Raw genomic sequence first — 26,443 nt, forward strand, 5'->3', positions numbered from 1 at the left:
GAACTTTCTGAAAGTATAAAAAAGTTCATCGGCAAGGTTTCAGAACTTTCTGAACGTATTTTTTAACAAATTCAAAAATTGAAAAACGCTTAAAGTTTACACATCATGAAAGAATTCATCAAAATCAATCTAAACAATGCTCGCAACGGAGAGCATTATCAGTATCATAACGATGTATTGGACATCATCAGTGAAGGATTCGCGACGCAGTATCTGCTCTCGCCGCTACGCACGACGTACACTACGCTGTTTGCCGAAGAAGACCGGGCCTACAAGCAGAATCAGGCGTATGCCAAGACGAAAGAAATCGAGGAATGCGACCGCAAACGCGACGACCTGTTCGTCTTCGTGCGACAAATGATCGACAGCGGACTGTATCATCCCGTGCCCGAAAAACGCGCCGCGGCCGAACGCCTCTCGTTCGCCCTGAAACCGTATCGGCTGGCCAACCAACAACCGTTTGCCGAAAATACGGCCTTGGTGACGAACCTGACGCAGGATTTGCTGGGTGAGGATTATCGCGACGACGTGCATTTGCTCGATCTGCAAGGTCCGGTCGAGATGCTCGACAAAGCCAACAACGAATTCAACACGCTGTACGGCATGCGCTCGGGCGAGAAGCTGGAGCGTTACGAGCGAGACAATATGAAAGCCATCCGTCCGAAGGTGGACGAGGCATTCCGCTCCCTGATCGGCGGCATCGGGGCTCTGTATCAGGTGAACGAGCTGATTACGCACGATATCGTGAAGGCCGAAGAGTTGGGCGGCGTCATTGACCGGGTGAACGCGCTAAGCCGTCAGTTGCAGGAGACGATCGCCCGACGGCGGTCGAAAGGAGGATCGCCCGATCCGGAGCCGGAACCGCCGGCGCCCGATCCGCAAAATCCTCCGGCCGATGTCGGAGGCGGCAGCGAAACACCGTAGAAGACAGAAATGGAAGTTTCATGTTGAGTGTACATAAAATAGTTTTTCATATTTTCAGAAGGGGGGGCTGTCGGGATGACATCCCCCTTTTCACAGTTGGATTGTTTAGTTTTCAGTGGTCAATCCTTCGGACGTTTAGTTGTTTGTTGTTTAGCGTTCAGCCACTTCAACATCTCAAGACCTCAACGCCCGAAGGGCCTCGCTTTTCACTTTTCACTTTTCGTTTTTCACTTTACGATCATTTGCGTTAATTTGCGCCCATTTGCGAAATTTGCGTTCAGATATCGTAATTCGTAATTGATTGACCGCGCTATTTGCGTTCGGACATTCGTAATTCGTAATTTGTCATTCGTAATTGATTGATCGCGTTATTTCCGTTCGGAGTCGCGTTGTCGGAGGGCTTCGAAAAGCATCACCCCGGTAGCGACCGACACGTTGAGCGAAGCAATGGTACCGACCTGCGGAATGCGGATCATCTCGTCGCAGACGCGCAGGTTCGCCGCCGACACGCCCGTATCTTCCGCGCCCATCACAAGGGCTATCGGCCCGTCGTACGACACCTCGGTATAACTTGCCGAGGCTTTCTCGGTAGCGGCAAACACCTTCACGCCACTGTCTTTCAAAAACCGGATAGCCTGATGAATGGTGCGTTCCTTGCATACGGGCAACACGTTGAGCGCCCCGGCCGAAGTCTTCATCGCATCGGCCGTGACCGAAACGCTCCCTTCCGACGGGATGACGAGCGCATCGACCCCGGCACACTCGCACGTGCGGGCTATCGCCCCGAAATTGCGCACGTCGGTCACTCCGTCGAGCAACACGATGAACGGGTCTCGCCCCTGCTCGAACACAAAAGGGATGATGTCTTCGAGCCGGTGGTACGTCACGGCCGAAACAAACGCGATCACTCCCTGATGATTCTTCCGCGTGATGCGGTTCAGCCGCTCCACCGGCACCCGTTGCACCGGCACCATCCGCCCCTTGAGCAGCTCGCCCAGCTCGCGGATCAGGTCGCCCTGCAAGTCTTTTTTCACCATAATCTTGTCTACCTCGCGGCCGGCCTGTATCGCCTCCATCACGGCGCGAATGCCGAATATCATGTCTTTATCACTCATCTTTTTCCGTTTATTTTTCTTTTTGCAACAACGCCCTCGCGTTTGCCACGGCGGCGTCGGTCAGCGACGCTCCGCTGAGCATCCGCGCCACTTCGTTGACGCGCTCTTCGGTCGTCAGCGGACGGATGCGCGTCAACGTCCGTTCGGCCGTATCTTCCTTATAGACGAAATAATGCGCCCGCCCTTTGGCCGCGATCTGCGGCAGATGCGTAATCGTAATCACCTGCATCTTTTGCCCGAGGTCCTGCATGATGTCGGCCATTTTGTCGGCGATCTCGCCCGATACGCCCGTATCGATTTCGTCGAAGATAATAGTCGGCAACGCGGCAAAACCGGCAATCATGGCCTTGATGCACAACATCAGGCGGGAGATTTCGCCGCCCGAAGCCGTCTGCGCCACCGGTTTGAGTGCCTCGTTCTTATTGGCCGAAAAGAGGAAACGAACCTCGTCCATTCCGTCGGCCGACGGTTTTTCTTTCCGTTCAAGATCGATCTCGAAGCGGGTATTGGGCATGCCCAACAGCACCATGCGCTCCACGAGTCGATACTCTATTTCAGCAACCGACTCGCAGCGGCAATCGGTCAGTTCGCCGGCTTGCATCATCAACACCTTGTACGTCATTTCGCTCTGCTTCGTGAGCGCCTCTATCTGCTCATCGAACGAGTCGATGGCCGAGAGTTGCGTCGTAAAGCGCTGCTGTAACGCCAACAGCTCCTCGACCGACGACACGCGATGTTTCTGCTGCAACGAATACATCGTGTTAAGTCGCTCGTTGACCCACTCCAAACGGTTCGGGTCGAACTCCACGTCTTCTTTCAGTACATCCGTCTCCGAGGCCAGATCGGCCATATCCGTCCATGCCGAGTGCAGACGCTCGGCAAAGTCTTTCGCCTTCGGGAAGTACGCCTCCAACGCCTCGACGTCATGAAGCGCCCCTTTCAGCTGCTGCACCACGCCCCTCTCCTCTCCGAGCAGGCTGTCGGTGACTTTATACAACGCCGATTTGATTTCTTCCGTGTGCGAGAGCGTTTCCAGCTCGGCCTCCAGCTCTTCCTGCTCGCCGGGCGTCAACTGCGCCGTCCGTAATTCTTCGAGCTGAAAACGCAGATAATCCTCGTCCTGCCGGCTCTTGGCCGCCAACGCTTTCAGCTCGTCCAACTCCCGCACGATGGATTGGTAACGGTCATATGTCTGCCGGTAAACCACCAGCAAACGCTCCGTTTTGGCCATGATATCGACGACGTTCATCTGAAATTGCGTATCGGCCAACAAAAGGTTCTGATGCTGCGAATGCACATCGATGAGCCGGTCGCCCAAAGCCTTGACCACCGTGAGCGGAGCCGGCGTATCGTTGATGAACGCGCGTGACTTGCCGCTGCCCATCAGTTCGCGGCGCAAAATGCAATGCTCCGCGTCATATTCCAAATCATGCGACCGGAAAAAGTCTTCGAGCCGATAGGCCGAAACGTCGAACACGGCCTCGACGACACATTTATCGGCGCCCGATTGAATGCTTTTCGAATCGGCACGCTGTCCCAGCACAAGGGCCAACGCCCCGAGAATAATGGACTTCCCCGCTCCCGTTTCACCGGTCACGACCGAGAAACCTTCGTCAAAACGGATATGAAGCTCGTCTATCAGGACGAAATTGCGAATAAAAAGTGACTGTAACATATATATATTAATTTCTAAGCGATTCGAGCCGGTTCGTCTGGCCCGGATACAGATTCGACAAAGTTTTATAACCGGCCTGCTTCTCCTGCGTCGTGGCTTTGGAGTAGATGGCCACGAGCTCGTCCAGTTTCGTATCGGAAAAAACTTGCAGCAGGATGGACGTAGGACGCGCGCTCTTGTACGCCGTCAAAGCGGGCAACGCCTCGAGGATATTCGTCCGTCCGCGATCGGCATTAGCCGCCATCTCATCCAGCCCCTTACGATGATAGTCGTACCAGAACTGACGGTAACCCTCGCTCTGGTTCTCGGTCAGCGCCGTAATCAGCGCGTGACGATTGCGGTCGTTCTCAAACGCCTTCCAGCCGTTCCACGACGGTTCGGACTGCGCCAACGTCAGAATCTGCTGCGCCTGCTGGAAAAAGACACTCCCGCCCTTGGGCGAAAAACCGTCGAAGTCGATGCCCAGAATCACATAAATATAAAATACGATGGTCGCCGTCAGGTTACTCTGTAACGTCGTTTCCGAAAACTCCAACGGCTCGTTCTCCATATATTTGAAATCGAGTTGCGTGTCGCGGAAGTTAAAAATCGTGGTCGTGTAAGACGAATTATAAACCGGACGACGCGCCTGCACCTGCAACTCACAGCTGAACCGGTCGTCTTCGAGCGTGTTGACAATCATCGTAAACGTGCAGTCGATGCGTTCGTTGGGCGAAAATTTGGCGTTCGTCCATTTCTTATTATTGATAAACTCGTTCAACGCCCGCTGCAAGGTGTTAAAAATTTCCTTGTTCGTGCCCTGTACCTTACTGCTGTTGATCGACAGCTTCGCATTCAGCTCGGATACCTGCGACCAACCGCTCAAGGCCACAGCCGCAAACAAACAGACAAGCCACTTTTTTCTTTTGTTCATCATTTTGTTATTAATGTTTTCAGGCAGTCCAAAATATCGTCGGCCACCGCTTTTTTATCTTTCAGCGGAAAGTCGGTCATCTGCCCCTGACTGTCGATCACGGTGATTTTGTTCGTATCGCACGCGAAGCCCGCCCCTTCTTCCTGAAGCGAGTTCAGCACAATCATGTCGAGATTCTTTCGCGTCAACTTCTCCTTGGCATGTGCCACGCCGTCGTTCGTTTCCAAGGCGAAGCCCACCAGATACTGCCCGGCACGCTTCCTCTCGCCCAACGTGGCCGCAATATCCCTGTTGCGCACCAACGATAACGAAAGCGCCTCCCGACCCTCTCGCTTGATCTTCTGCGCCGCCGGCTCCGCCGGACGATAATCGGCCACCGCCGCCGAAAGAATCGCGATCTCCGCATCGGAGAAAGCCGACACCGTCGCTTCATACATCTCATCGGCCGACTCGACGTCTGTCCGCAGGATATTGGGATGATTCACCTTCAACGAGACTGGTCCGGCAATCAATCGCACCTTCGCGCCTCTTCGCGCGCACGCCTCGGCCAACGCGAAGCCCATCTTTCCCGAAGAGTAGTTGCCGATAAAACGTACGGGGTCGATTTTTTCGTACGTGGGGCCGGCCGTGATCAGGACAGTCTTCCCCTGTAAATCGTTCGAGGAAACAAAGAACGCAGACAGTACCCGTAGAATCTCGTCGGGCTCCCGCATCCGTCCCCTGCCGACTAACTGACTGGCCAGTTCGCCTTCGGCCGGTTCGATGATACGATTGCCGTACGAACGTAAACGATCCAGATTCTGCTGCGTCGACGGATGGGCAAACATATCCAAATCCATGGCCGGCGCGATAAAAACAGGCGCCTTGCACGAGAGGTACGTCGTCACCAGCATATTATCCGCCACGCCGTTCGCCATCTTCCCGATCGTCGAGGCCGTAGCCGGCGCGATAAGCATCGCATCGGCCCACAGTCCCAAATCGACATGGCTGTTCCACGAGCCGTCGCGGTTTGAGAAAAACTCGCTGATAACGGGCTTACGACTTAACGTGGCCAAGGTCAGAGGCGTGATAAACTCTTTCGCGGCCGGTGTCATCACCACCTGCACCTCCGCCCCTTCCTTCACCAAGGCGCGGATCAGATAAGCGGCCTTATAGGCGGCAATACCGCCTGTTATACCTAATATGATTTTTTTCCCTCGCATACGTCTACAACGTACAGCTTCGTTTCTTTATTATCTTTACCCGTGATTTACCGTTACTTCATCCTCATCCGGATTTCCGTCAGTTTCTGCTTCGTGTTGAGCGGAAAATCTCCGCCGATGATCCAGGCATAGTAGCCCGGATCGGTTTGCAGCACGTCCGTCACCAGCCGTCCTTTATACTTCCCGAAGTTGATTACTTCTTCGCCTTTATCGTTATAAATCATCCGTCCGGCAAAATCGACATTGTTCGTAAAACTCGAATACTCGGAAAGAAATTTCACATCGTTCTTCAAATCGGGGTAGCGGTCCAACTGGGCCTTTAACACCTCGTACGTCGCTTTCGTGTCGGCCTCGGCGCTATGCGCATCGTCCAAATCCTTATCGCAGTAGAATTTGTAGGCGGCCTGCAGCGTACGCTGTTCCATCTTGTGAAAGATGGTCTGTACGTCGATAAACTTACGTTTGGACAAATCCATATTCACATTCGCACGCAAAAATTCTTCGGCCAACAGCGGGATATCGAAACGGTTCGAATTAAATCCGGCCAAGTCGCACCCTTCGATTTGCGAAGCCAGCGATTTGGCGATTTCTTTAAACGTCGGACAATCCTTGACATCCTCGTCCGTAATGCCATGTATCGCCGTTGCCTCACGCGGGATGGGCATCTCCGGATTGATGCGCCGGGTTTTCCCTTCTTCTTTTCCGTTCGGCGAAATCTTCAAATACGAAATTTCGACAATCCGGTCTTTACAGATGTTGACGCCGGTCGTTTCCAAATCGAAAAACACCAGCGGATTGGCTAAATTGAGCTGCATGTAATCGTTATTTAATCGTTCAGAACCATCGGCATGAGTAACATCAGCAGATCTTCGTCCGCTTCATTCTCCACCGGCACAATCACGCCGGCACGAGACGGATCGGCCAATTCCAGCACAATCTCGCCCGAATTGATGTTGCTTAATATCTCAATCAAAAAAGTACCTTTGAAGCCGATGCTCAAATCCATTCCTTCATATTGACACATCACCCGTTCTTCGGCCGAAGTGGAAAAATCAATGTCCTGTGCCGAAATCATCATGGCATCTTTCGAAAGCTGCAACTTAACGAGACCGCTGGCCGGGTTGGAAGACACGGATACGCGCTTCAAGGCCGTCAACAGCGATACGCGATCGACCGTTACTTTGTTGGGATTATCTTGCGGAATCACACTGTTGTAGTTCGGATAACGTCCTTCTATCAGACGGCAAACCATCTCGAAATTCGCGGTGCTTACATACGCATTGTTTTCATCAAACGCGATCTTAACCGGATCGGTATTCTTAGGCAACAAGGCCTTTAATAAATTCGCCGGCTTCTTGGGCAAGATAAACGAAGCACGCCCCTCCGACTTAACGGCCAGATTACGCAAACGGACCAGTTTATGGCCATCCGAAGCGACAAACGTCAGATTATCGGTCTGAATATCGAAGTAGATTCCGTTCATCACCGGACGCAGCTCGTCGTCGGCCGTGGCAAAAAACGCCCGCCCGATCCCGTTGAGCAATACTTGCGACTCCATGCTAAGACTCACGGCATTTTCACCCAGCGGCTTTTGTTGCGGATACGTATCGCCACGCTGACCGATAAACTCATATTTCCCGTTTTCGTAGCGAACAACCGTCGATAAGTTGTCATCGTTAATGTCGAAGATAAGCGGCTGTTCCGGTAATTCTTTCAGCGGCTCTAACAGAATCTTGGCAGAGACGGCGAAAAGGCCGTTTCCGCTGGCGTTCATCACGTCGACGCTCGTCACCAAACGCGTCTCCACATCCGAGGCGGTGATCGTTAGTTTATTCCCTTCCAGCTGAAATAGGAAACTGTCTAAGATAGGCAGTGTGTTTTTCGAAGCAATCACTTTACTGATCGACTGCAAGCGTGTCAACAACGCGGAACTTGATACATCAAATTTCATAACGGTTTATATTTTCTTATAGTTAATATTATTTTGCCTGTTTGATAAGTCGAGCAAAAATAGTAAAACTTTTACATTCTCTGCTCTAAAAATCGCAAAATAATAACGCGTGTTTCGGACACAGCAAAGAGGCGCTAAGAATAAACATACATCTCAGTAAGTCCGAAAAAATGCAACACGCAATTTCATTTCATTTTTTGTATTTTCTGAAAAACATATTACCTTTGCGCGTCTTTTGAGAAGAAAGGAAAGCTGCCAGAGTGGTCGAATGGGCCGCACTCGAAATGCGGTGTACGGGCAACTGTACCGGGGGTTCGAATCCCTCGCTTTCCGCCGAAAGGTTGAGAGAGAATGAAGCCGGTGAAAAAAAAGTCCTACAAACATTCGTCTGTAGGACTTTTTGCATGTAAAGGGGCTAGATATTTATCTCCCCGCCCAATGAAACAGTCCGAAACGAATCTGAGCGATGACACTTAACTGCATTTTCTCATCGATTACTCCCCATAACATTATTTTCTCAGTTCCTTTTCAACCCATTCACGGACGGTTTGTTCGGTCGCACCGTTTAATAATCGGCCATTTCGCCACCGGATTTCGGGATAATCCTTTTTGAGTTGTATCACACTGTTTTCTATGCCGCTGCTTCCCGATGTCGCAAAAGGTATTACCGTTTTACCTTTCAGAGGATGACTTTCGATAAATGTGCGGACAATCGTTGGCGCAATATTCCACCAGATCGGATAGCCGATAAAAATCACATCATAATCCGAAATAGCTTCTTTTTTTCCTTTGATGGCGGGGCGGGATTGTGGGTCTCCCATTTCGAGCGAGCTGCGCGACTGCTTGTTCCGCCAATCGAGGTCAGCGCTCGTATAAGGCGTTTGAGGAACAATCTCGTAGAGTTCTCCTCCGGTCACTTGCGCAATTTTCTTAGCGACTCCTGCCGTAGTTCCCGTCGCGGAGAAATAAACGACCAACACGTTATTAAACAGAGCCTCCTGCTTACGTGTCTCTTGTGTGTAAGCATTACTGCCGAATAAAATGATACTCAAAGCAGCGATAATCATTCGTTTCATATTTCTTTTGCGTTACATTAAAATTTCATTCAAAAAGTGATTTATTTACTTGCCTGCTGTGCGGATATGCCTGTATATCGCTCTCCTACGATTTGTACCTGATTGATTTTTTCGGTAAGTAATTGCAATTCGTCGGGAGCAAATTCAAATTCGGCAGAAAGCATATTTTCGTACAAATGAGCCAGCTTTGTTGTTCCCGGAATCGGTACGATCCAAGGTTTTTGGGCTAGTAACCAAGCCAAAGCCACTTGCGCAACGGTCAGTCCCCGATGATCGCCGAATTCTTTGAGGAGATCGATCAACTTCCAATTCTCGATAATATTTGTCGGTTGATAACGAGGTAGCGCATGACGGTTATCGTTGTCGGGGTTAAATTTCGTTCGTTCGTTGATATACCCTGTGAGCAAAGCACGACTTAACGGGCTATACGGCACGAAACCGATGCCCAGTTCTTCACAAGTATGCAAGACTCCATTTGTTTCTACAATGCGCGTCATCAGCGAATATTCGCTCTGAATCGCTGTAACAGGCTGTGTCGAATGAGCTTTGCGTAAGGTTTCGGCATCAGCCTCGCTCATACCGAAATGAAGCACTTTTCCTTCGCTGATCAACTCTTTTACCGTTCCGGCCACCTCTTCAATGGGGACATTGGGGTCGACCCGATGCTGATAGAGCAAATCAATATAATCGGTTTGCAGGTTTTTAAGCGATTGTTCTACCACTTCACGGATACGCTTGGGACTGGAGTCTGTTCCTTCCGAAGGCCTGCCGTTTACAAACCCGAATTTCGTGGCGAGCACAACGTCTTTGCGAACCGTCTTTAGTGCTTTTCCCACCAAGGCCTCGTTCGTTTGCGGCCCATATGCTTCGGCCGTATCGAAGAAATTCTGTCCCCTGTCAACCGCCTGACGAAGCAATGTTTCCATCTTTTTCGGGTCCGGAATAAAGCTGCGATGATAACTCATCCCCATACACCCCAAGCCAACAGCAGAAACGTCCAACGCATGTTTGCCGGTTCCCAAAGTCCGTTTCCGGATGCTTTCACGAAGGTTCTCTTTGGCCGGAGATGGAGACTCGGCTTTTAAAGAGCAACTTGTCAAAGGAGCAGCGAATAACCCACCCGTCACGAGCGTTCCGAGCGCAATAAATTCACGCCTGTTTAAATCGTTTGTTCTCATTTTCTTCCTATTTAATTTGTATTACTTAAAATGTTTTCCATAAAAATCCGATAGTTTTTCTACAATCTGCACCACATACTCCGGCTTCCAATACGTTTCGATATACCATCTTTTTCTATGTTATATAATTTCACGATACAAATATAGTCCGAATCATTCGTCATGTAAATAGACAAATTACGGATTCTTATACCACTTTTACGGAATGAAACCGTCTCGCACCAAAAAGATATGAATTGCCGATTTTTCTACCATATTTACCGATAAAAGAATATTTCTGTCGGAATCCGAAACAAAACAACTATTTTTGTAGAAATATTCATTTAGGAGAAAAACATATGCGTACGATTCTGAATTTCGACACCATCCATGAATACAATACATTTCTCGGTATTGAGACATTTCATCCTCTTATCAGTTCGATCGACTTTTCCAAAGTCGGGAAAGAGTTCAAACATGTACGTAAAAGATATGGTTTCTATTTCATCTTCCTGAAACAAGTTCAATGTGGAGATTTGATATACGGACGCCATCAATACGACTATCAGGAAGGGACGCTCGTGTTTATCGGCCCCGGACAAGTTGCAGGCAAGGACGATACCGGCGAAGTTTTTCGGATGCAGGGCTGGGGACTGTGTTTTCATCCGGATTTGTTGCGCGGAACGGCTCTGGGACAAAAAATAAAAGACTATTCTTTCTTTTCGTATCAGTCGAATGAGTCGCTGCACATGTCAGAGCGAGAGAAACAGACTATCATCCACTGTTTTCAAGAAATTAAGGGAGAATTGGAACATTCGATCGACAAACACAGCAAATCGATTATCGTGGCAAATCTTGAAGTGATGCTCAATCATTGCCTTCGTTTTTACGACCGCCAATTTATCACGCGTGAAGACGTAAACAAAGGGATATTGTTCCGTTTCGAAGAAGAGATCAACCTATATTTCGATTCGAATAAAACACAAACGATAGGCTTACCTTCCGTTCAATATTTTGCGGACAGGGTACGTTTGTCCGCCAATTATTTTGGCGATTTAATCAAGAAAGAAACAGGAAAGACGGCACAAGAATATGTGCAGTTGAAAATCATTGACAGAGCAAAGGATTTATTGTATAGCCCGGACAAATCCATCAACGAAATAGCGTATGCATTGGGTTTTAAGTATCCTCATCATTTCAGCCGCATGTTTAAAAAGGTAGTCGGGATCTCACCAACGGAATACAGGGCCGCAAATTAGTTTCTTGGATTGAGAGAGAAGAACCTGATATGATTGAGGGCAAATAGCTTCGGCGCAAAACACCCGAATCCACTCACCCCCCAACGATTTCAACCTTATCCGTCACGCTATTCCCGAGAAGCCCATAAAGGCCATGGCCAGCAAACCTGCCGTAATCAGTGCGATGGGCACTCCTTTCATGGCGGCGGGTACATTTGTACGGTCAAGCTGCTCGCGTATACCGGCAAAAATAACCAGTGCAAGCGCAAAACCGATTGCCGTAGCAACGGCATACACGATAGACTGTCCGAGATTATACTCTTTCTGGATGACGAGGATCGCCACACCAAGAATAGCACAGTTCGTCGTAATCAGTGGCAGGAATACACCGAGCGCCTGATAGAGCGACGGCGATACCTTTTTCAGAATGATTTCAACCATCTGTACCAACGATGCGATGATCAGAATAAATACAATCGTTTGCAGGTAGCTAAGTCCGAACGCATCCAATATATATTTCTGAATCAGAAAAGTCACGATCGTCGCAATCGTCATGACGAATGTAACGGCCATGCTCATGCCCAAAGCCGTATCGACTTTTTTAGAAACCCCCAGAAACGGACAAATACCGAGGAATTGTGACAACACCACGTTGTTCACAAAAATAGCAGCGATAAAAATGAGAATATATTCCATATATCGTAAGATTTGATGCGTTATTTTTTGAATCGATTCACGAATGCAATCAGATATCCGAGAGCGATAAATGCGCCGGGAGCAAGGACAAAGAGCAATGCTCCATATTGCTCAGGAAAGATCGATAAGGCAAATACCTTTCCCGTACCGAGCAATTCACGGCAAATACCGAGCAACGTCAAAGCGATCGTGAATCCCAGCCCGATTCCAATTCCGTCGAAGCCGGACGAAACAATACCGTTTTTCGAAGCGAAGGCCTCCGCACGTCCGAGCACGATACAGTTCACCACAATCAGCGGAATAAACAGTCCGAGGCTCTTATACAAGTCAGGCAGGAAAGCCTGCATGCTCATTTGCAGAATCGTCACGAACGACGCAATAACGACGATATACGCAGGAATACGCACTTCGTCGGGTATCAGTTTTTTGATGGCCGAGATAACGATATTCGAGCAAATCAGCACGAAGGTTGTTGCCAATCCCATACTCATACCGTTGATGGCCGATGAGGTCGTTGCCAATGTGGGACACATCCCCAACAACAGCACGAAAATCGGATTTTCCGCGATGATACCGTTTTTGATGATTTTCAAATATTTCATTGTCCGTTATATTTGATATTTAACATACTGCATTTATTCTTCCGGCTCTTTCGATGTAGCTCCGCTCGTTCCGTCGGCATCATGACCGTTATAAGCCGCATATGCACGAGCAACGGCTTCGAGAAAAGCACGCGACGAAATGGTCGCTGCCGTAATGGCATCCACATCGCCTCCGTCTTTCGATACGGTCGGAGCGCCGTTCTTCATGTCGCGTCCGATGATACTCTGCTTATTTTTGTCCGCACGGAACCATTCATCCATTTTCGATCCCAGTCCCGGGGTTTCGTTATGCTCGAGGATCGAATAATTGACGATTTTATGGTCGGCATCAAACCCAACCATGATACGAATCATCCCGCTAAAACCGTTTTTCGTGTAACTTTCGATGGCGGCGCCGACCGACTCTCCGCCTTTCTTAGCCGGATAAACAACAAGCGAATCGCCTTCGGCCAGTCCGACTTTGAATAGCTCTTCCGTCGGATTATTATCGAACTCCGGCGCCACATTCTTGATGGCCGTCTGCAATGCGGCGGCTTTCGACTCGGCAATTTTTACCTCCGTCAACTTATTGGCTGCCGACAAAGCCAGCCCTGCCACAAGGCAGATACAAGTCAGCGACAACACGATCGTAAGAAATGTAGATTTCAGCTTTTCCATGCTTATTTACCTCCGAAATGTTTAGGTTTGAAGTATGTATTGATGAGTGGAGTCAGTCCGTTCATAATCAGGATCGAGAAAGACATCCCTTCGGGATAGGCTCCGAAGATGCGAATCAGCACCGTCAACACGCCGATACCGATACCGTAAACCACCGTTCCGTTTTTGGTCATGGGCGAAGTAACATAATCTGTGGCCATAAACACGGCACCAAGCATCAGACCGCCCGAAGTGAGGTGAATCAGCGGATGGTTCACCGGCGTCGGATTGAAAAGATACAAGATCCCCGTGAAAACGGCTACCGTCAGAAGAATCGTCACCGGGATATGCCATGTGATGATTTTTCGGAACAGCATATAAGCGAACCCGATAAGCAACGCGATTTCACTCATCTCACCGAGGCTTCCGCCGGTCAGTCCGATAGCAGCCTGCCCCGCATCGGCAAAATCTTTGCTGTAATGAATCAGCGACAAGGTCGTAGCGCCTGTTTGAGCGTCCATATACGTCATCGGCAGCATGTCGGCAACAGGCCATGTGGTCATCTGCGCCGGAAACGAGATCAGCAGGAACACACGCCCTACCAATGCCGGGTTGAAGATATTGTTACCCAGCCCGCCGAACGACATTTTACCAACCCCGATCGCGAACAATGCCCCGAGGATAATGATCCACACAGGCAGATTCGACGGCAGGTTGAACGCCAGCAATACGCCCGTCAGAATGGCTGATCCGTCGCCGATGGTCGGTTCTTTTTTATAGAAATATTTCTGAATAAGATACTCGGCAAGCACACACGACACGACAGACACGAGCGTTACAATCAAAGCCCCCAAACCGAAGCAGTAGAGCGAGACGAGAAATGCCGGCACAAGCGCAATGAGCACGCCGTACATATTCTTGCCAATCGAATCGCCGCTATGAACATGAGGCGACGGAGAAACGATCAATGTTGAGTTCATTTATATTTATCTTGTTAATTTGTACAATATTCGATCGGGATCTTACTTCTTTCTCGACCGCATGATCCCCATCACGGTCGTTTTACCTATACGAATGTAATCGAGCAACGGACGGTAAGCCGGACACGTATAACTGCACGATCCGCATTCGATACAGTCGACTACGTAATTTTCTTCCGCTTCGTCCCACGCCTTGTAAAGGGTAAGATTCATCAGCAGGTTAGGCGCCAGTCCCATCGGGCAGACATTGACACACTTGGCGCAACGTATACAGTCGCGCATGGGCTTACGTACCGACTCCGCTTTCGTCATCAACAACACACCGGAACTACCTTTCATCACCGGGATATCGGCGCTGATCATCGTACGTCCCATCATCGGGCCTCCTCCGATAATCTTACCGGTATCTTCGGGCATGCCGCCGGCCGCTTCGATTAACGTACGGATCGGCGTACCGATACGCGCAAGGAAATTGGCCGGGCGGCCAACACTTTTTCCCGTAACCGTGATGACGCGTTCAATGAGCGGCTTATTCTTCTGAACAGCTTCATACACTGCATAAACCGTACCCACGTTCTGCACTACGGCGCCGACCGAGATCGGCAAAGCTCCGCTCTTGACCTGACGACGTATCACGGCATCGATAAGCTGCTTTTCTCCTCCTTGCGGATATTTCATTTTCAACGACATGACTTCAATGCCATTGTGCGATGCCGCCAGTTTCTTCAGCAAGCGGATCGCGTCGGGCTTATTGCTCTCGATACCGATGACGGCCCGACGAACGTCGATAGCTTTCATCAGAATACTCGTCCCGATGATAATTTGTTCGCCTTTCTCCAGCATCAACGCATGATCGGACGTAAGGTATGGTTCACATTCCACGGCATTGATGATCAGGAGTTCGGCTTTACTTCCCGGAGGAGGCGAAAGTTTGATCTGCGTGGGGAATGTAGCCCCACCCATACCGACAATGCCGGCATCGGCAATTTTGCCTACGATCTCTTTGGCCGAAAGCGTACATTCTCTGACAATCGTCTCGTCGCAATCGATACCCGGCTCCCATTCGTCGCCTTCGACGTTGATATAGACGGCCGGCTTGGGCAAGCCTGCCCCGTCGATCATCGTATCGACTTTCGCCACCGTCCCCGAAACGGACGAATGTACATTAGCCGAAACGAATCCCGATGCTTTTCCGATCAATGTGCCGACCTTCACTTTATCACCTTTGGCAACAACGGCCTCCGCCGGTGCGCCGATATGCTGGCCTAACGGTATGACCACCGCAGCCGTCGGTGCGATCGTTTCTATCGGACGTCCTGCCGACAGCTTGTTTCCTGATGGATGAATCCCTCCAATTCGAAAGGTGTACATATAGAATCGTTAATTGTTAGTTGTCAATGATGTTTCCGGAACGCTCGCTGCGGGCTGAGGCGTCGGCTTAGATGTCGGGGCAGGCGCTTCTTTTTCTTTACGCGGCGGGAAATTGAGCTCGTGAATTGCCCCTGTCGGACAGACGGCCACACATTTACGACACAAACGGCATTTCGTATCGTCGATATAAGCCAAGTTATTCGTCACCGTAATCGCTTCGAACGGACATTCTTTTTTACATTTTGAACACCCGATACAAGCATTCGAACAAGCTTTCCGCGCAACCCCTCCCTTATCCTTATTCATACAAGACACGAAGATACGGCGCGACTTCGGCCCTTTCTTACGCAATTCGATGATATTTTTCGGACAGGCTTTCACACAAGCGCCACATGCCACACATTTATCTTCGACTACTTCGGGAAGCAGGGTCACCGGATTCATATGTATGGCATCGAAATCGCAGGCATCGACACAATCGCCAAATCCGAGACATCCGAAAGAGCATCCTGTTTCACCGCTGTATAACGCGGCTGCGATGGCACAGCTGCGGGCACCGTCGTACCGGTTTGTACGCGGACGCGCTTCGCATGTACCGTTGCATCGCACGACCGCGATTTTAGGCACACTCTCGCCCGCATCTTTCCCCATAATGGAAGCCACCTGCTTCATCACATCGGCTCCTCCGACGGGGCAAAACAACCCTTCGAGCGACTCGGCTTTAAAACAAGCATTGGCAAAGCCGCCACATCCCGGGAAACCGCATCCGCCGCAATTCGCGCCCGGTAGTGCATTTTGTATCTGTCCGATGCGCGGGTCTTCGTGCACCTCGAACTTTTTTGATACCGCGAATAAAATGAGGGCTGCAACAGCGCCTACTACTCCTAATAGAATAACTGCTATATACATTATATATAATTAATTACAGGATCACCAACGGAAGCGGCTTTCGAAACCGTAAATGAAAATCGCTTATTTATCTTATTACGCAATAAATAGATCAAAATGTAGTAAGGGAAAAGAAAGGCCAGCCCGGCGAGTCCGCCAATGCCTTCGTCACCCGTCAGTTGGATACCGGCAAATACAACCGTGACAACCAGAAAAAACGGAAGCACAAAAGCGAGTACGACCGCCTGCATGCCCATGGATGACTGTACTGACACAATCACCTCTTCGCCCGGTTCAAACAAGGTGCCATGGGGTGCAGTCGCCTCGATTATTTTTTCAGCCTTATCCGAAGCCAGACAAGCCGACTGCGCATGACATGCGCTACATGCGCTCTGCTGCTCTATACGGACGAATACCGTATTGTTTTCGATATTCTTCACGATACCACGATGTTGAATAAATTTCACCATAAAGTCATCAAATTGCAATGTCGAGTTTGCAAATCGCGGCAAAAGTAATCAAAAAAAGATAAACACAACACCCCAAAATGATATTTTTTGTTAAATGTTACATGGCGACATTTCGGAAACAACAAGATCACCTTTTTTTCAAGAAAAAAAGCGAAACATGCCAGTCGGTATAAGTTACCAAACATACCGCAGACCGAAACTCAGGGTCTCGTTTGTCTGAATATACGAATTGTAATTCTTCGTCTTCGTCACGCTGTCGTCGAAACGCAAGTAAACATTAATCATCGTCGAGAAATAACGGCTGATAGCCATATCCAACGTATTCTCAAACTCGGTCAGTACGTTTTTGTACGTCGTGTTGTAATAAAACCTCGATTTCCACGTCACACTGCGGTTAGGCTTCAACACGATATCCATACGCACGGTCGAACCGAACTTACTCAATGATTTTTCATATTTTCCTTCGCTGTTTTTCTTAAAACCATGCACCCCGCGATTGATATTTTCGTCGATACTCGACATGTATGTATATGACAAGGGAGCCACATTGACCGCGAGCTTCAACGATCGCCCTTTCTTCGTAAATTTCTTATTCAGGTCGTACTTCATACCAAGCCCAAAGTTAATAATGTAAGGCGAAAGAAAAGCCACTTGCTTGTTCATCGTATTCTTCTTATAGTTCGTAAACAAAGGCGCCCTTAACTCGCCATCGATCGTATAGAACCATTTGGACCATGCCTGATAACCAAAGTTACTGTAAAAACGGAGCAAGTTATCTCCGAACTTATGGTTTCGCAACGTATCGTCCGACGCTGTATATACGCTCATATCAATCTGAAGCAGATTCTTGAGTTGAAAGCGGTCTCGCGCATAATTGTATTGAAACAGATTTTTGCTCAAAATATTCAAGTTGCTCGTACCATCTTTGTACCAGTTCGGGGAAATGTAATTCTGTGAAAATTTAAGCGAGCTTTCGAACGACGAGGTCCAATACCTGCGATCGGGGATAAACTTCGTAGGAGCCGTATAATCGTCCGGGCTCGTTTCCACCTTATGAACGGGCACCTGCACATCTTCTTTCGGACGGAGATGCAGCACCTGTTCTTTCGGCAAATGGTCGGCGCTGTAACGGAAATAGTCGGGGTGATGACGCCGCACATACCGGTAGGCATAATCTTCGATGATCTGTTTGCGCCGGAAGGCTTCGAACATTCTAATCGGCACATAGAGAGGTTGTGTCCATGACGTTTCATTCAAGTCTTTCGGCTCATAAAAACGGATTTCTTGGGGTTGAGCCAGATTTTCTTTCTTAAAAAGTACAGGCATAAACAGACGGTTCACGATAATCGTATCACGAAACGTATACCATTTCGGTATCGCATTATGCGAATTATCCCAATGCCTTGACCAATAGATCGCCTCGTCCGACATAAGGAGGGTACGCTTGCGAATGGCACGATGAGGTGAAGATGTCGTATCTTTTTCTTCGGTGTGAGGAGCTTCAACAGTCAAAGAATCGACCGGTAACTCTATCGGTACTAAGCGAGGTTTCGGTATGGGAACCGTATCCGGTTGATTCCCTTTTTCTATCAGCCGACGAATTCTTTCGTTAAAATTAAGGTCTTGTGCCTTAACCGGAAGACCGGCATACAAAGATGCTGTGATGGAGAAATAAAAAAATGCCCGTTTTATTGTTGTCTTCATTATGATGTATCAATTGAGCGTACAAAATTAGACAAAAAGCGGAATATTCTGCACCGGAAGCGTAAAAAGCCGTCGTGTTTTCATGTATTTGCAGAGCATCATCACGTATATGCAGTCTGCAATCTGCCGCATCATTCATTTTAGGACAAAGAGACCCGAATTGAATGAAATAGTACGAAAACATAAAGAAAGTTCTATTAAGTTTTTTACCTTTGTCGCTGTGAAAATATCAAGATTAAGAAAATGATCGAAAAAAACTTTACTTTAACAAGTCGGATACTAAAGGGAAAAGTATCGGCCACAATGGAAAAACCGGCACAAGCCGTATTGACATCCACAAAAAGTGTTTCCAAACTTTCGGGAATATGGCTTTTGGCCCTTCTCTTGCTGTTTGCATGCAAAGAGGAGGAACGCCTCAAACCGTTTATCACGGTCGACAAAGAACATTTGGCAATAGATGCTTTGGGCAGGGAGGATACGGTTCGCATCGCGTCGAATATTCAATGGGCTGTCAGCGATATACCGGACTGGTGTACGATACAGGAAGAACGAAATCCTGCAAACAGTTTAATCAGAATCAAAATAACTCCCAATAAAACGAAAAACACCAGAGAGGCACGGATAAAAATATCCGGGGAACTGGTAGAGAAACATATCACTATTGTACAAGCATATCGAAAAAAAGATAAACAAATCATCTGGCAGCATCTTCCGACTTGTTGGTTCAACGATGTTACCTATACGCAGGGAAAAGACGGAGTTGAACGTTTCTATACTTTTTCGGGCGAAGATATTTTTATCAATCAGGCTATCCGAGACAAAATTTATCCCGGTAATCTGATAAAAAACAATATGGAGAAACCCTCCGAATTGACAGAATATCCTCAATATACGTATAATCCGATTCAACTTGCCTTTCTTGCCGGTATCAATATCTCGGTTAAAGAAACAGTGCCGTCAATAAAAGCGATGAACGAATTTGTAGATGAGATGATAAAGACCAAACCTTTGAAGCAAAACATGGGATTTTACTACTCCAATACGCCTGTCAAATACACCACGTACAGACAGCTTCATCTCTTAGGAATGGGTAATCTCGGTGTCGAACTCGACAAGCTGATCTCCGGCTCTTCCTACCGGCAGAAAGAAATGCCGGAGAATGAGACGGGATATATTTTTTCATACAGCGTGAAGTTGTTCAATATCTTCATGGAACTTCCAACCGATGGTCTCCTTATCAAGGAGAAGATTACTGACAAAAACATACTAAATTCGCTCTGTTATATCGATAATATAAGTTATGGCAGAACAGCTTATCTGATTATCGAAACAGACGAAGAGGAGGAAATCGTAAGAACCATTGTCGGGAAAGTGCAAAGAAAAGAGGCATTAAACAAACAGGAACAATCGGTCGTTGATGGAGCGAAACTGTATTATCTGCACTATAACAGCCGGAAAGAACTGCGCTCCGAAAAAGGAAGTGCCGAAATCATCACCCGGTATACGGAAAGCATGAATAAAGGGGCTATTATCCCGCTTACATTTTCAGTTTTGAATTACAACTATTTCTTACCTGGCAGAACAATGCATCTGCACGTACATTTGCCTTAGACACCCTTCTGTTTTTCTTTTCAAAGGCTTTGGCTTACCTTTGCCCCGTGATGATGGAAGAAGTGATTCGATTTTACGACAAGCAGATTACGAAGTATACGGCCATACACCAACGCTTGAAACGACGGATGTATCATGTCGGTACGCTTCGGCTGTTTCTTTTTGTTACGGCTTTAACGGTACTATGGTTTTTCCGCGAAGCAGGCTGGATGACGCTGACGGCGTGGATAACCGCGTTTGCATTGCCTTTTATGGCCCTGTTAGTCTACCATACAAAGCTGTCGGAAAAGAAAGCGTACGCGGAAGACATGATACGCCTCAATACGGACGAAAAGAAGGCATTGAATTATGATTTCAGCGCGTTTGAGGGAGCGCCGGAACAAATCGAAACGCAACACCCGTTTACGCTCGATCTGGATGTGTTCGGTACACAGTCACTTTTTCAGAGCATGAACCGAACCGTCACTTCGATCGGTGAATCATGCCTGGCCGAATGGTTTACGCATCCGTTGGAAGAAAAGCGAGAGATTTTAGCCCGTCAGCAGGCTGTGCGCGAGTTGACCGGAAAAGTAGCGTTCAGACAAGATTTTTATGTCACAGGCATTGGGTGCAAAGGGCATCGTGACGATCTGATACAGTTAAAGACCTTGACTGGAAAGGCTGCAAAAGCCTCGTCCTTCGGCGCTGTATGGCAAGCGATGCTTTGGCTGATGCCGTCGGCATGGTTGGCGGTAATCGCCGGGATCGGTTTGGGGTGGCTGCCGGCTTGGACAGCCGGAGCGATGGTAGCCTTCGGTTTTGTAATAGCGAACCTTCCGGGACGCAAAATTCATCAGCTATGCCGGTCGATCGACAAGATGGAGCAAATGTTACGGTCTTACTCGCAACTGATCGGGAAGATAGAGCGCGAGACATTCGAGGCGCCCCTCCTCACTTCGCTGCAACAGCACTTTGTTTCGGAAAAAGGAAGCGCCTCGCGTGCCATCCGCCGGATGTCGCGCATCATCGGCGCGCTGGATCAACGATACAGTACGATCGGCATCATTTTAAACCTGCTCTATCTGCGCAATATGCGTCAAGTCATGCTGATGGAACAATGGCTTCGCACTCATTCGGCACATTTCGACCTTTGGTTCGAAGCATTGGCGCAGACCGACGCCTTATGTTCGCTGGGAGGTTTTGCCTTCAATCACCCCGACTATCCCTACCCGGCTATCGCAGAGACGTATTTCGTAATGGAAGGAGAGGCATTGGGACATCCTCTATTGCATCGTGAGAAATGCGTGCGTAACGACGTACGTATCTCGAGACATCCGTATTTTATGGTCGTCACGGGAGCGAACATGGCGGGCAAAAGCACTTATCTGCGTACGATCGGCGTCAATTTCCTGCTGGCCTGCATGGGGATGCCCGTATGCGCCCGCTCCCTGACCGTCTATCCCGCCCGACTGGTAACCAGCCTGCGGACAGCCGATTCGCTCGCTGCCAACGAATCCTACTTCTTTGCCGAACTCAAACGATTGAAAATGATTATTGATCGATTGAACGCGGGAGAGAAACTTTTTATCATCCTCGACGAAATCCTGAAAGGGACGAATTCGAAAGACAAACAGAAAGGGTCACTGGCGTTAATGAAGCAATTGGTTGCCAAAAAAGCCTGCGGCATCATTGCTACCCACGACCTGCTGCTCGGCACGCTTGAAGACGAATTTCCGCACGACATCAAAAACTACCGTTTCGAAGCGGATATTACGGACGATACGCTGACGTTCTCGTACCGGATGCGAGAGGGGATAGCCCGCAATATGAACGCCAGTTTCCTGATGAAAAAAATGGGGATTACACTTTCCGAATAATGGTCGTCAGTCGCTTCCCTCCCTTTAAAAACGACCGAAAAACAGTACAAAAGCGTAAAAGCAAGTGAACTGAAAAGATGGGAAGCTGGCGATTTCCTTCTTTTTTTATACTTTTGCCTGTTCAATTTAAATGATGTACAAAATGAAAGGAATTTTATTCGGAATAATGGCTTTATTATTCCAGTTTTCAGTCGCTCAAAGCGAAACGCCTCAGGTGTCGTTTCAGGTAAAAAAAGGTTTTTCTACGGTCAAAGGCACATTTGAAAAAGTAGACTATACGATTGATTTGTCGTCGGCCACACCTTCGGCGCAAGGCAAAGCCGAAATACGTTCCATCTCGACCGGCAACAGCCGGCGCGACGCTCACCTGCAAACGGAGAACTGGTTCTTCGCCGAAAAGTATCCGACGGTCGATGTACGTTCGCAACGCATCACGAAGCAAAGCGACGGCCTTTATACGGGAACGTTCGAGATCGATATCAAAGGAAAAAAAGAAGTGAAAGAGATCACGTTCGAAGTAGTGGAAGAAGCCGGTAAGAAGGTATTAAAAGCCGAATTCGAGCTCTCTCTGAAGACCTTTCAGATCGGGTCGGGCATTCTTAAATCCTTGATCGGGGATACCGTAAAAGTCAAAGTAGCCTTGCCTTTTTGACGAAAAGGTTCCCAAATAATTCTCACGAAACTTGCGGAAAATAGTCGAAAATCCGTATCTTTGCCACTTCTAAAATAAAACAATCGTGGCAAATACAAAGTATATTTTCGTGACAGGCGGTGTCGTTTCCTCGTTAGGAAAGGGGATTGTCTCGGCCTCGCTCGGCAAACTGCTACAGGCGAGAGGCTACAAGGTAACTATTCAGAAATTCGATCCATATATTAATGTAGATCCCGGTACGCTCAATCCCTACGAACACGGCGAGTGTTTCGTGACCATCGACGGGCATGAGGCCGACCTCGACCTTGGCCATTACGAGCGTTTCCTGAACATTCCGACTACCCGTGCCAACAGCATCACCACGGGACGGATCTATCAGAGCGTAATTGAGAAGGAACGACGCGGCGAGTATCTGGGTAAGACGGTGCAGGTGATTCCGCACATCACGGACGAGATTAAACGCAACGTCAAGCTGTTGGGTTCGAAGAACAAGTTCGATGTGGTGATTACCGAAATCGGCGGAACGGTAGGCGATATCGAGTCGTTGCCGTTTATCGAGAGTATGCGCCAGTTGAAGTGGGAACTCGGACGCGACTGCCTTTGCGTACATCTGACGTATGTACCGTTTATCGCGGCGGCCAAAGAATATAAAACGAAACCGACACAACATTCCGTCAAGCAACTTCAGGAGCTGGGCGTGCAACCCGACATTCTGGTGTTGCGCACCGAGCACGAGCTGAACGCGACGATTCTGCACAAGGTGGCGCTGTTCTGTAATGTCTCGAAAGAAGCCGTAATCCAGTCGGTCGACGTGCCGACCATTTACGAAGTGCCGTTGAAACTGCAAGAACAGCAGATGGACTCCATCGTACTCGGCAAATTCGGTCTCGAAGCCGGAGAAACGCCCGAGCTGAAGCCGTGGAAGAAATTCCTCGAACGCAAGAAAAACGCAACGAAGGAAGTACGCATCGGGCTGGTAGGCAAATACGTCGAATTGCAGGATGCCTATAAATCGATTGACGAATCGCTGCAAATCGCGTCGATCTATAACGACCGGAAATTGGATCTTCGTCTGGTGCATTCGGAGAAACTCAACGAATCGAACGTAGAAAGCATGTTGGCCGACCTCGACGGCGTAGTGATTGCTCCGGGCTTCGGACAGCGCGGCGTAGAAGGCAAACTGACGGCCATCCGCTACGTACGCGAGCATGACATTCCCTGTCTCGGCATTTGTCTCGGCATGCAGTGCATGGTCATCGAGTTCGCACGCAATGTGCTCGGCATGGAAGGCGCGAACTCGACGGAGATGGAGCCGCAGACCCCATTCAAGGTCATCGACCTGATGGAAAACCAGAAGAACGTCGTTAATATGGGCGGTACGATGCGTCTGGGAGCGTACGACTGCGTACTCAAGAAAGGTTCGAAACTGCATCAAGCCTTTGGTAAGGAGCTGGTGCAGCAACGCCATCGCCACCGGTTCGAGTTCAACAGCGAATATAAGGCGACCTTCGAAGCGGGCGGCATGAAGTGCGTGGGCGAAAACCCCGACACGGGCCTCGTCGAAGCCGTCGAGCTGCCCGGTCTGCAATGGTTCGTGGGCGTACAGTTCCACCCCGAATACGACAGCACGGTGGTGAGTCCGAACGCCTTGTTCGTAAGTTTCATCAAAGCGGCCATCGCAAAAAAGTAGTAAAGTAGCAAAGTAGTATAGTAGTTAAAGTAGAAATATGTCATTAGATAAAAATACGATTATCGGTTTTATCCTCATCGGGGTGGTTTTGTTTCTGTTCACGTGGCTGAACCGTCCGACGCAGGAACAAATAGAAGCTCAACAACATTACAGAGACTCGCTGGCTCGGGTAGAGCAGGCGCGCCTCGAAGCGCTGAACCAACCCGCGAAGGAAACGCAGCTCGTCGCAACGGAAACATTGGAAGATTTGCCTGATTCGGTACGTACCGAAAGACTTCGTCAGAATTTCAGCGATTTTGCCGTAGCTGCGCAAGGCACGGAAGAGTTCGTGACCCTCGAAAACGATAAAATCGAAGTAAAAATCAGCAGCAAGGGCGGTAAGCTCTCCTACGCGCGACTGAAAGAATATACGACTTGGGACAAACAGCCGCTCGTTCTCTTCGACGGCGCCGACGAGTCCGATTTCGGCATCACGATGGTATCGGCCAATCAGCGCGTCATCAACACATCCGATCTCTACTTCACCCCTATCCCGAGCGCCGACGGTCGTTCGGTCGTGATGCGACTGGCCGTCGACGAGGGACGCTATATGGATTTCACCTACACGCTCGAACCCGATAACTACATGCTCCGTTACACGATCGAGAGCGCGGGGTTGAACGGTATTCTCGCGCCGAGCACCCACTCGCTCGATTTTACGTGGAGGCAGAAGACCCGCAAGCTCGAGCACGGACGGAAATACGAAGACCAGTACACCGGTCTGTACTACAAATACGCGGCTGACGACGTAGACAAGCTGAGCGAATCGAAAGAAGACAGCAAACAAATCGCCAACCGGCTGAAATGGATCGGCTATAAAAACAAATATTTCGCGACGGTACTTATTGCCGACGAGGCGTTCACCGCCACCACGCTCGAATCGCGTCTGCTCACCGACACCGCGTACCTGAAAGAATTCAAGACGACGACTTCGGTCGATTTCGACCTGACAGCCCGCCAAAGCATCGGCTTCCGTTATTTCATCGGGCCGAACAAATACCATCTGCTCAGCGAATACGACGACGGCGTAGCGAAAGACCACGAGCTCTCGCTCGACGAGCTCGTGCCGATGGGCTACAAATGGGTGCGCCCCATCAACAAATACTTCGTGATGCCGATCTTCGATTTCCTGAGCCGCTACATCGCCAACTACGGACTGATTATTTTCTTACTGACGCTGATCGTCAAATTCGTACTGTTCCCGCTGACATACAAATCGTATCTCTCGACGGCGAAGATGCGCGTCTTGCGTCCGCAGGTCGAAGAGCTGAAAACGAAGTACCCGAAAAAAGAACAGGCCATGGAGCTGCAAAGAGCCACGATGGAACTGTATAACCGCGCCGGAGCCAGTCCGATGAGCGGCTGTCTGCCGATGTTGTTGCAGTTACCGATTCTGATCGCGCTTTACGGGCTCTTCCCCACGTCGATCGAATTGCGCCAGCAATCGTTCCTCTGGGCCAAAGACCTTTCGACGTTCGACGCCGTGATCTCGTGGAATACCGACATTCCGCTCATCACGTCGTTCATGGGAAATCATATCAGCCTGTTCTGTTTGCTGATGACCATCGTGCAGATCGTTTATTCGAAGATCAACATGAACATGAGCAACACCGGTCAGCAGCAGATGCCCGGTATGGCGATGATGACGTACATGATGCCGATCATGCTTTTCTTCATGTTCAATCAGGCATCGGCCGGACTGAGTTACTACTTCCTGATCTCGACGCTGATCACGATTTTGCAGACCATCTCGATCCGTTTCATGGTGAACGAAGAGAAGCTGCTGGCCAAACTCGAAGAGAACAAAAAGAAGCCGCGCAAACGCTCCGGATGGATGGAACGGATGGCCGAGATGCAGCGCAAGCAGCAGGCCGAGTTGGAGCGTCAGCAGAAGCAACGCGCCAAACAAAAGCAGGCGCAGCACTACAAACGTCAGGAAAGGAATAAGTAAACCGCGCCCCGGCGTTTTTTTGAGACAAGAAAATTAAGGAATACGA

Annotated in this window: 23 protein-coding genes and 1 tRNA gene; 8 read left to right on the forward strand and 16 right to left on the reverse strand. The window is 49.1% G+C overall.

Translation table 11 applies throughout. From position 1 onward, the window contains the following. Positions 1-105: 105 nt before the first annotated feature. Positions 106-924 carry a DUF6261 family protein gene (locus Q4A89_RS05285; RefSeq protein WP_303184201.1) on the forward strand — a complete coding sequence of 273 codons (819 nt, stop codon included), beginning with the start codon at positions 106-108 and terminating at the stop codon, positions 922-924. Positions 925-1,292: 368 nt separating this feature from the next. On the opposite strand, the gene rlmB is transcribed toward Q4A89_RS05285, so the two are convergent. Genes rlmB through dnaN form a run of 6 tightly spaced genes read right to left on the reverse strand, consistent with a single transcriptional unit; the run spans position 1,293 to position 7,780 of the window. Next, entirely contained in the window at positions 1,293-2,039 is a 747-nt protein-coding gene (gene rlmB / locus Q4A89_RS05290) for a 23S rRNA (guanosine(2251)-2'-O)-methyltransferase RlmB (protein WP_303184202.1), read from the reverse strand. Positions 2,040-2,049: 10 nt separating this feature from the next. After that, a complete protein-coding gene (recN, locus tag Q4A89_RS05295; RefSeq protein ID WP_303184203.1) occupies positions 2,050-3,714 on the reverse strand; it encodes a DNA repair protein RecN in 1,665 nt (554 codons plus the stop codon). A gap of 7 nt (positions 3,715-3,721) precedes the next feature. Beyond that, the gene (locus Q4A89_RS05300) at positions 3,722-4,627 is read right to left on the reverse strand and encodes a DUF4835 family protein (RefSeq protein ID WP_303184234.1); all 906 of its coding nucleotides are present in this window, start codon (positions 4,625-4,627) and stop codon (positions 3,722-3,724) included. Further along, positions 4,627-5,829: a bifunctional phosphopantothenoylcysteine decarboxylase/phosphopantothenate--cysteine ligase CoaBC gene (gene coaBC, locus Q4A89_RS05305; protein ID WP_303184204.1), complete on the reverse strand. Its 1,203-nt coding sequence runs from the start codon at positions 5,827-5,829 to the stop codon at positions 4,627-4,629. Before coaBC ends, Q4A89_RS05300 begins: the two co-directional genes overlap by 1 nt. Before the next feature lie 53 nt (positions 5,830-5,882). Next, positions 5,883-6,644, reverse strand: coding sequence for a 3'-5' exonuclease (locus Q4A89_RS05310; protein ID WP_303184205.1), 762 nt, complete (start codon positions 6,642-6,644; stop codon positions 5,883-5,885). 11 nt (positions 6,645-6,655) lie between these two features. Continuing rightward, a complete protein-coding gene (gene dnaN / locus Q4A89_RS05315; protein WP_303184206.1) occupies positions 6,656-7,780 on the reverse strand; it encodes a DNA polymerase III subunit beta in 1,125 nt (374 codons plus the stop codon). Between the two features lie 246 nt (positions 7,781-8,026). Between dnaN and Q4A89_RS05320 the strand changes: the two genes are divergently transcribed. Beyond that, positions 8,027-8,113, forward strand: a tRNA-Ser gene (locus Q4A89_RS05320). Positions 8,114-8,289: 176 nt separating this feature from the next. Here Q4A89_RS05320 and Q4A89_RS05325 read toward each other — a convergent pair. Further along, positions 8,290-8,856, reverse strand: a complete 567-nt coding sequence (locus Q4A89_RS05325; RefSeq protein ID WP_303184207.1) for a flavodoxin — start codon at positions 8,854-8,856, stop codon at positions 8,290-8,292. Between the two features lie 41 nt (positions 8,857-8,897). After that, the gene (locus Q4A89_RS05330; RefSeq protein WP_303184208.1) at positions 8,898-10,034 is read right to left on the reverse strand and encodes an aldo/keto reductase; all 1,137 of its coding nucleotides are present in this window, start codon (positions 10,032-10,034) and stop codon (positions 8,898-8,900) included. A 338-nt stretch (positions 10,035-10,372) separates the two neighbouring features. Between Q4A89_RS05330 and Q4A89_RS05335 the strand changes: the two genes are divergently transcribed. Further along, on the forward strand, positions 10,373-11,272 hold the full coding sequence (locus tag Q4A89_RS05335) for an AraC family transcriptional regulator (RefSeq protein ID WP_303184209.1): 900 nt from the start codon (positions 10,373-10,375) through the stop codon (positions 11,270-11,272). A 102-nt stretch (positions 11,273-11,374) separates the two neighbouring features. On the opposite strand, the gene rsxA is transcribed toward Q4A89_RS05335, so the two are convergent. The 8 genes from rsxA to Q4A89_RS05375 form a co-directional block, all read right to left on the reverse strand. Beyond that, complete coding sequence (rsxA, locus tag Q4A89_RS05340) at positions 11,375-11,947, reverse strand: electron transport complex subunit RsxA (protein WP_303184210.1); 573 nt, start codon at positions 11,945-11,947, stop codon at positions 11,375-11,377. Positions 11,948-11,967: 20 nt separating this feature from the next. After that, positions 11,968-12,549, reverse strand: coding sequence for an RnfABCDGE type electron transport complex subunit E (locus Q4A89_RS05345; RefSeq protein WP_303184211.1), 582 nt, complete (start codon positions 12,547-12,549; stop codon positions 11,968-11,970). 33 nt (positions 12,550-12,582) lie between these two features. Further along, positions 12,583-13,206, reverse strand: a complete 624-nt coding sequence (locus tag Q4A89_RS05350; RefSeq protein WP_303184212.1) for an RnfABCDGE type electron transport complex subunit G — start codon at positions 13,204-13,206, stop codon at positions 12,583-12,585. Between the two features lie 2 nt (positions 13,207-13,208). Further along, a complete protein-coding gene (locus tag Q4A89_RS05355) occupies positions 13,209-14,165 on the reverse strand; it encodes an RnfABCDGE type electron transport complex subunit D (protein WP_303184213.1) in 957 nt (318 codons plus the stop codon). Positions 14,166-14,207: 42 nt separating this feature from the next. Then, positions 14,208-15,536 carry an electron transport complex subunit RsxC gene (gene rsxC / locus Q4A89_RS05360; protein WP_303184214.1) on the reverse strand — a complete coding sequence of 443 codons (1,329 nt, stop codon included), beginning with the start codon at positions 15,534-15,536 and terminating at the stop codon, positions 14,208-14,210. 9 nt (positions 15,537-15,545) lie between these two features. Further along, positions 15,546-16,448, reverse strand: a complete 903-nt coding sequence (locus tag Q4A89_RS05365) for a Fe-S cluster domain-containing protein (protein ID WP_303184235.1) — start codon at positions 16,446-16,448, stop codon at positions 15,546-15,548. After that, positions 16,445-16,894: a SoxR reducing system RseC family protein gene (locus tag Q4A89_RS05370; protein WP_303184215.1), complete on the reverse strand. Its 450-nt coding sequence runs from the start codon at positions 16,892-16,894 to the stop codon at positions 16,445-16,447. Before Q4A89_RS05370 ends, Q4A89_RS05365 begins: the two co-directional genes overlap by 4 nt. A gap of 174 nt (positions 16,895-17,068) precedes the next feature. After that, complete coding sequence (locus Q4A89_RS05375; protein WP_303184216.1) at positions 17,069-18,598, reverse strand: DUF3078 domain-containing protein; 1,530 nt, start codon at positions 18,596-18,598, stop codon at positions 17,069-17,071. 303 nt (positions 18,599-18,901) lie between these two features. Between Q4A89_RS05375 and Q4A89_RS05380 the strand changes: the two genes are divergently transcribed. The 5 genes from Q4A89_RS05380 to yidC all read left to right on the forward strand — a co-directional run bounded on the left by Q4A89_RS05380 (position 18,902) and on the right by yidC (position 26,397). Continuing rightward, complete coding sequence (locus tag Q4A89_RS05380; RefSeq protein WP_303184217.1) at positions 18,902-20,209, forward strand: BACON domain-containing protein; 1,308 nt, start codon at positions 18,902-18,904, stop codon at positions 20,207-20,209. Positions 20,210-20,238: 29 nt separating this feature from the next. Further along, on the forward strand, positions 20,239-22,065 hold the full coding sequence (locus tag Q4A89_RS05385) for a MutS family DNA mismatch repair protein (protein ID WP_303184218.1): 1,827 nt from the start codon (positions 20,239-20,241) through the stop codon (positions 22,063-22,065). Positions 22,066-22,207: 142 nt separating this feature from the next. Further along, positions 22,208-22,717: a YceI family protein gene (locus Q4A89_RS05390; RefSeq protein ID WP_303184219.1), complete on the forward strand. Its 510-nt coding sequence runs from the start codon at positions 22,208-22,210 to the stop codon at positions 22,715-22,717. 85 nt (positions 22,718-22,802) lie between these two features. Further along, positions 22,803-24,407, forward strand: coding sequence for a CTP synthase (locus Q4A89_RS05395; RefSeq protein WP_303184220.1), 1,605 nt, complete (start codon positions 22,803-22,805; stop codon positions 24,405-24,407). Between the two features lie 37 nt (positions 24,408-24,444). After that, complete coding sequence (yidC, locus tag Q4A89_RS05400) at positions 24,445-26,397, forward strand: membrane protein insertase YidC (protein ID WP_303184221.1); 1,953 nt, start codon at positions 24,445-24,447, stop codon at positions 26,395-26,397. Positions 26,398-26,443 lie beyond the last annotated feature (46 nt).

This window comes from Tannerella sp., assembly GCF_030528505.1.
In the GTDB taxonomy this organism is placed as follows: domain Bacteria; phylum Bacteroidota; class Bacteroidia; order Bacteroidales; family Tannerellaceae; genus Tannerella.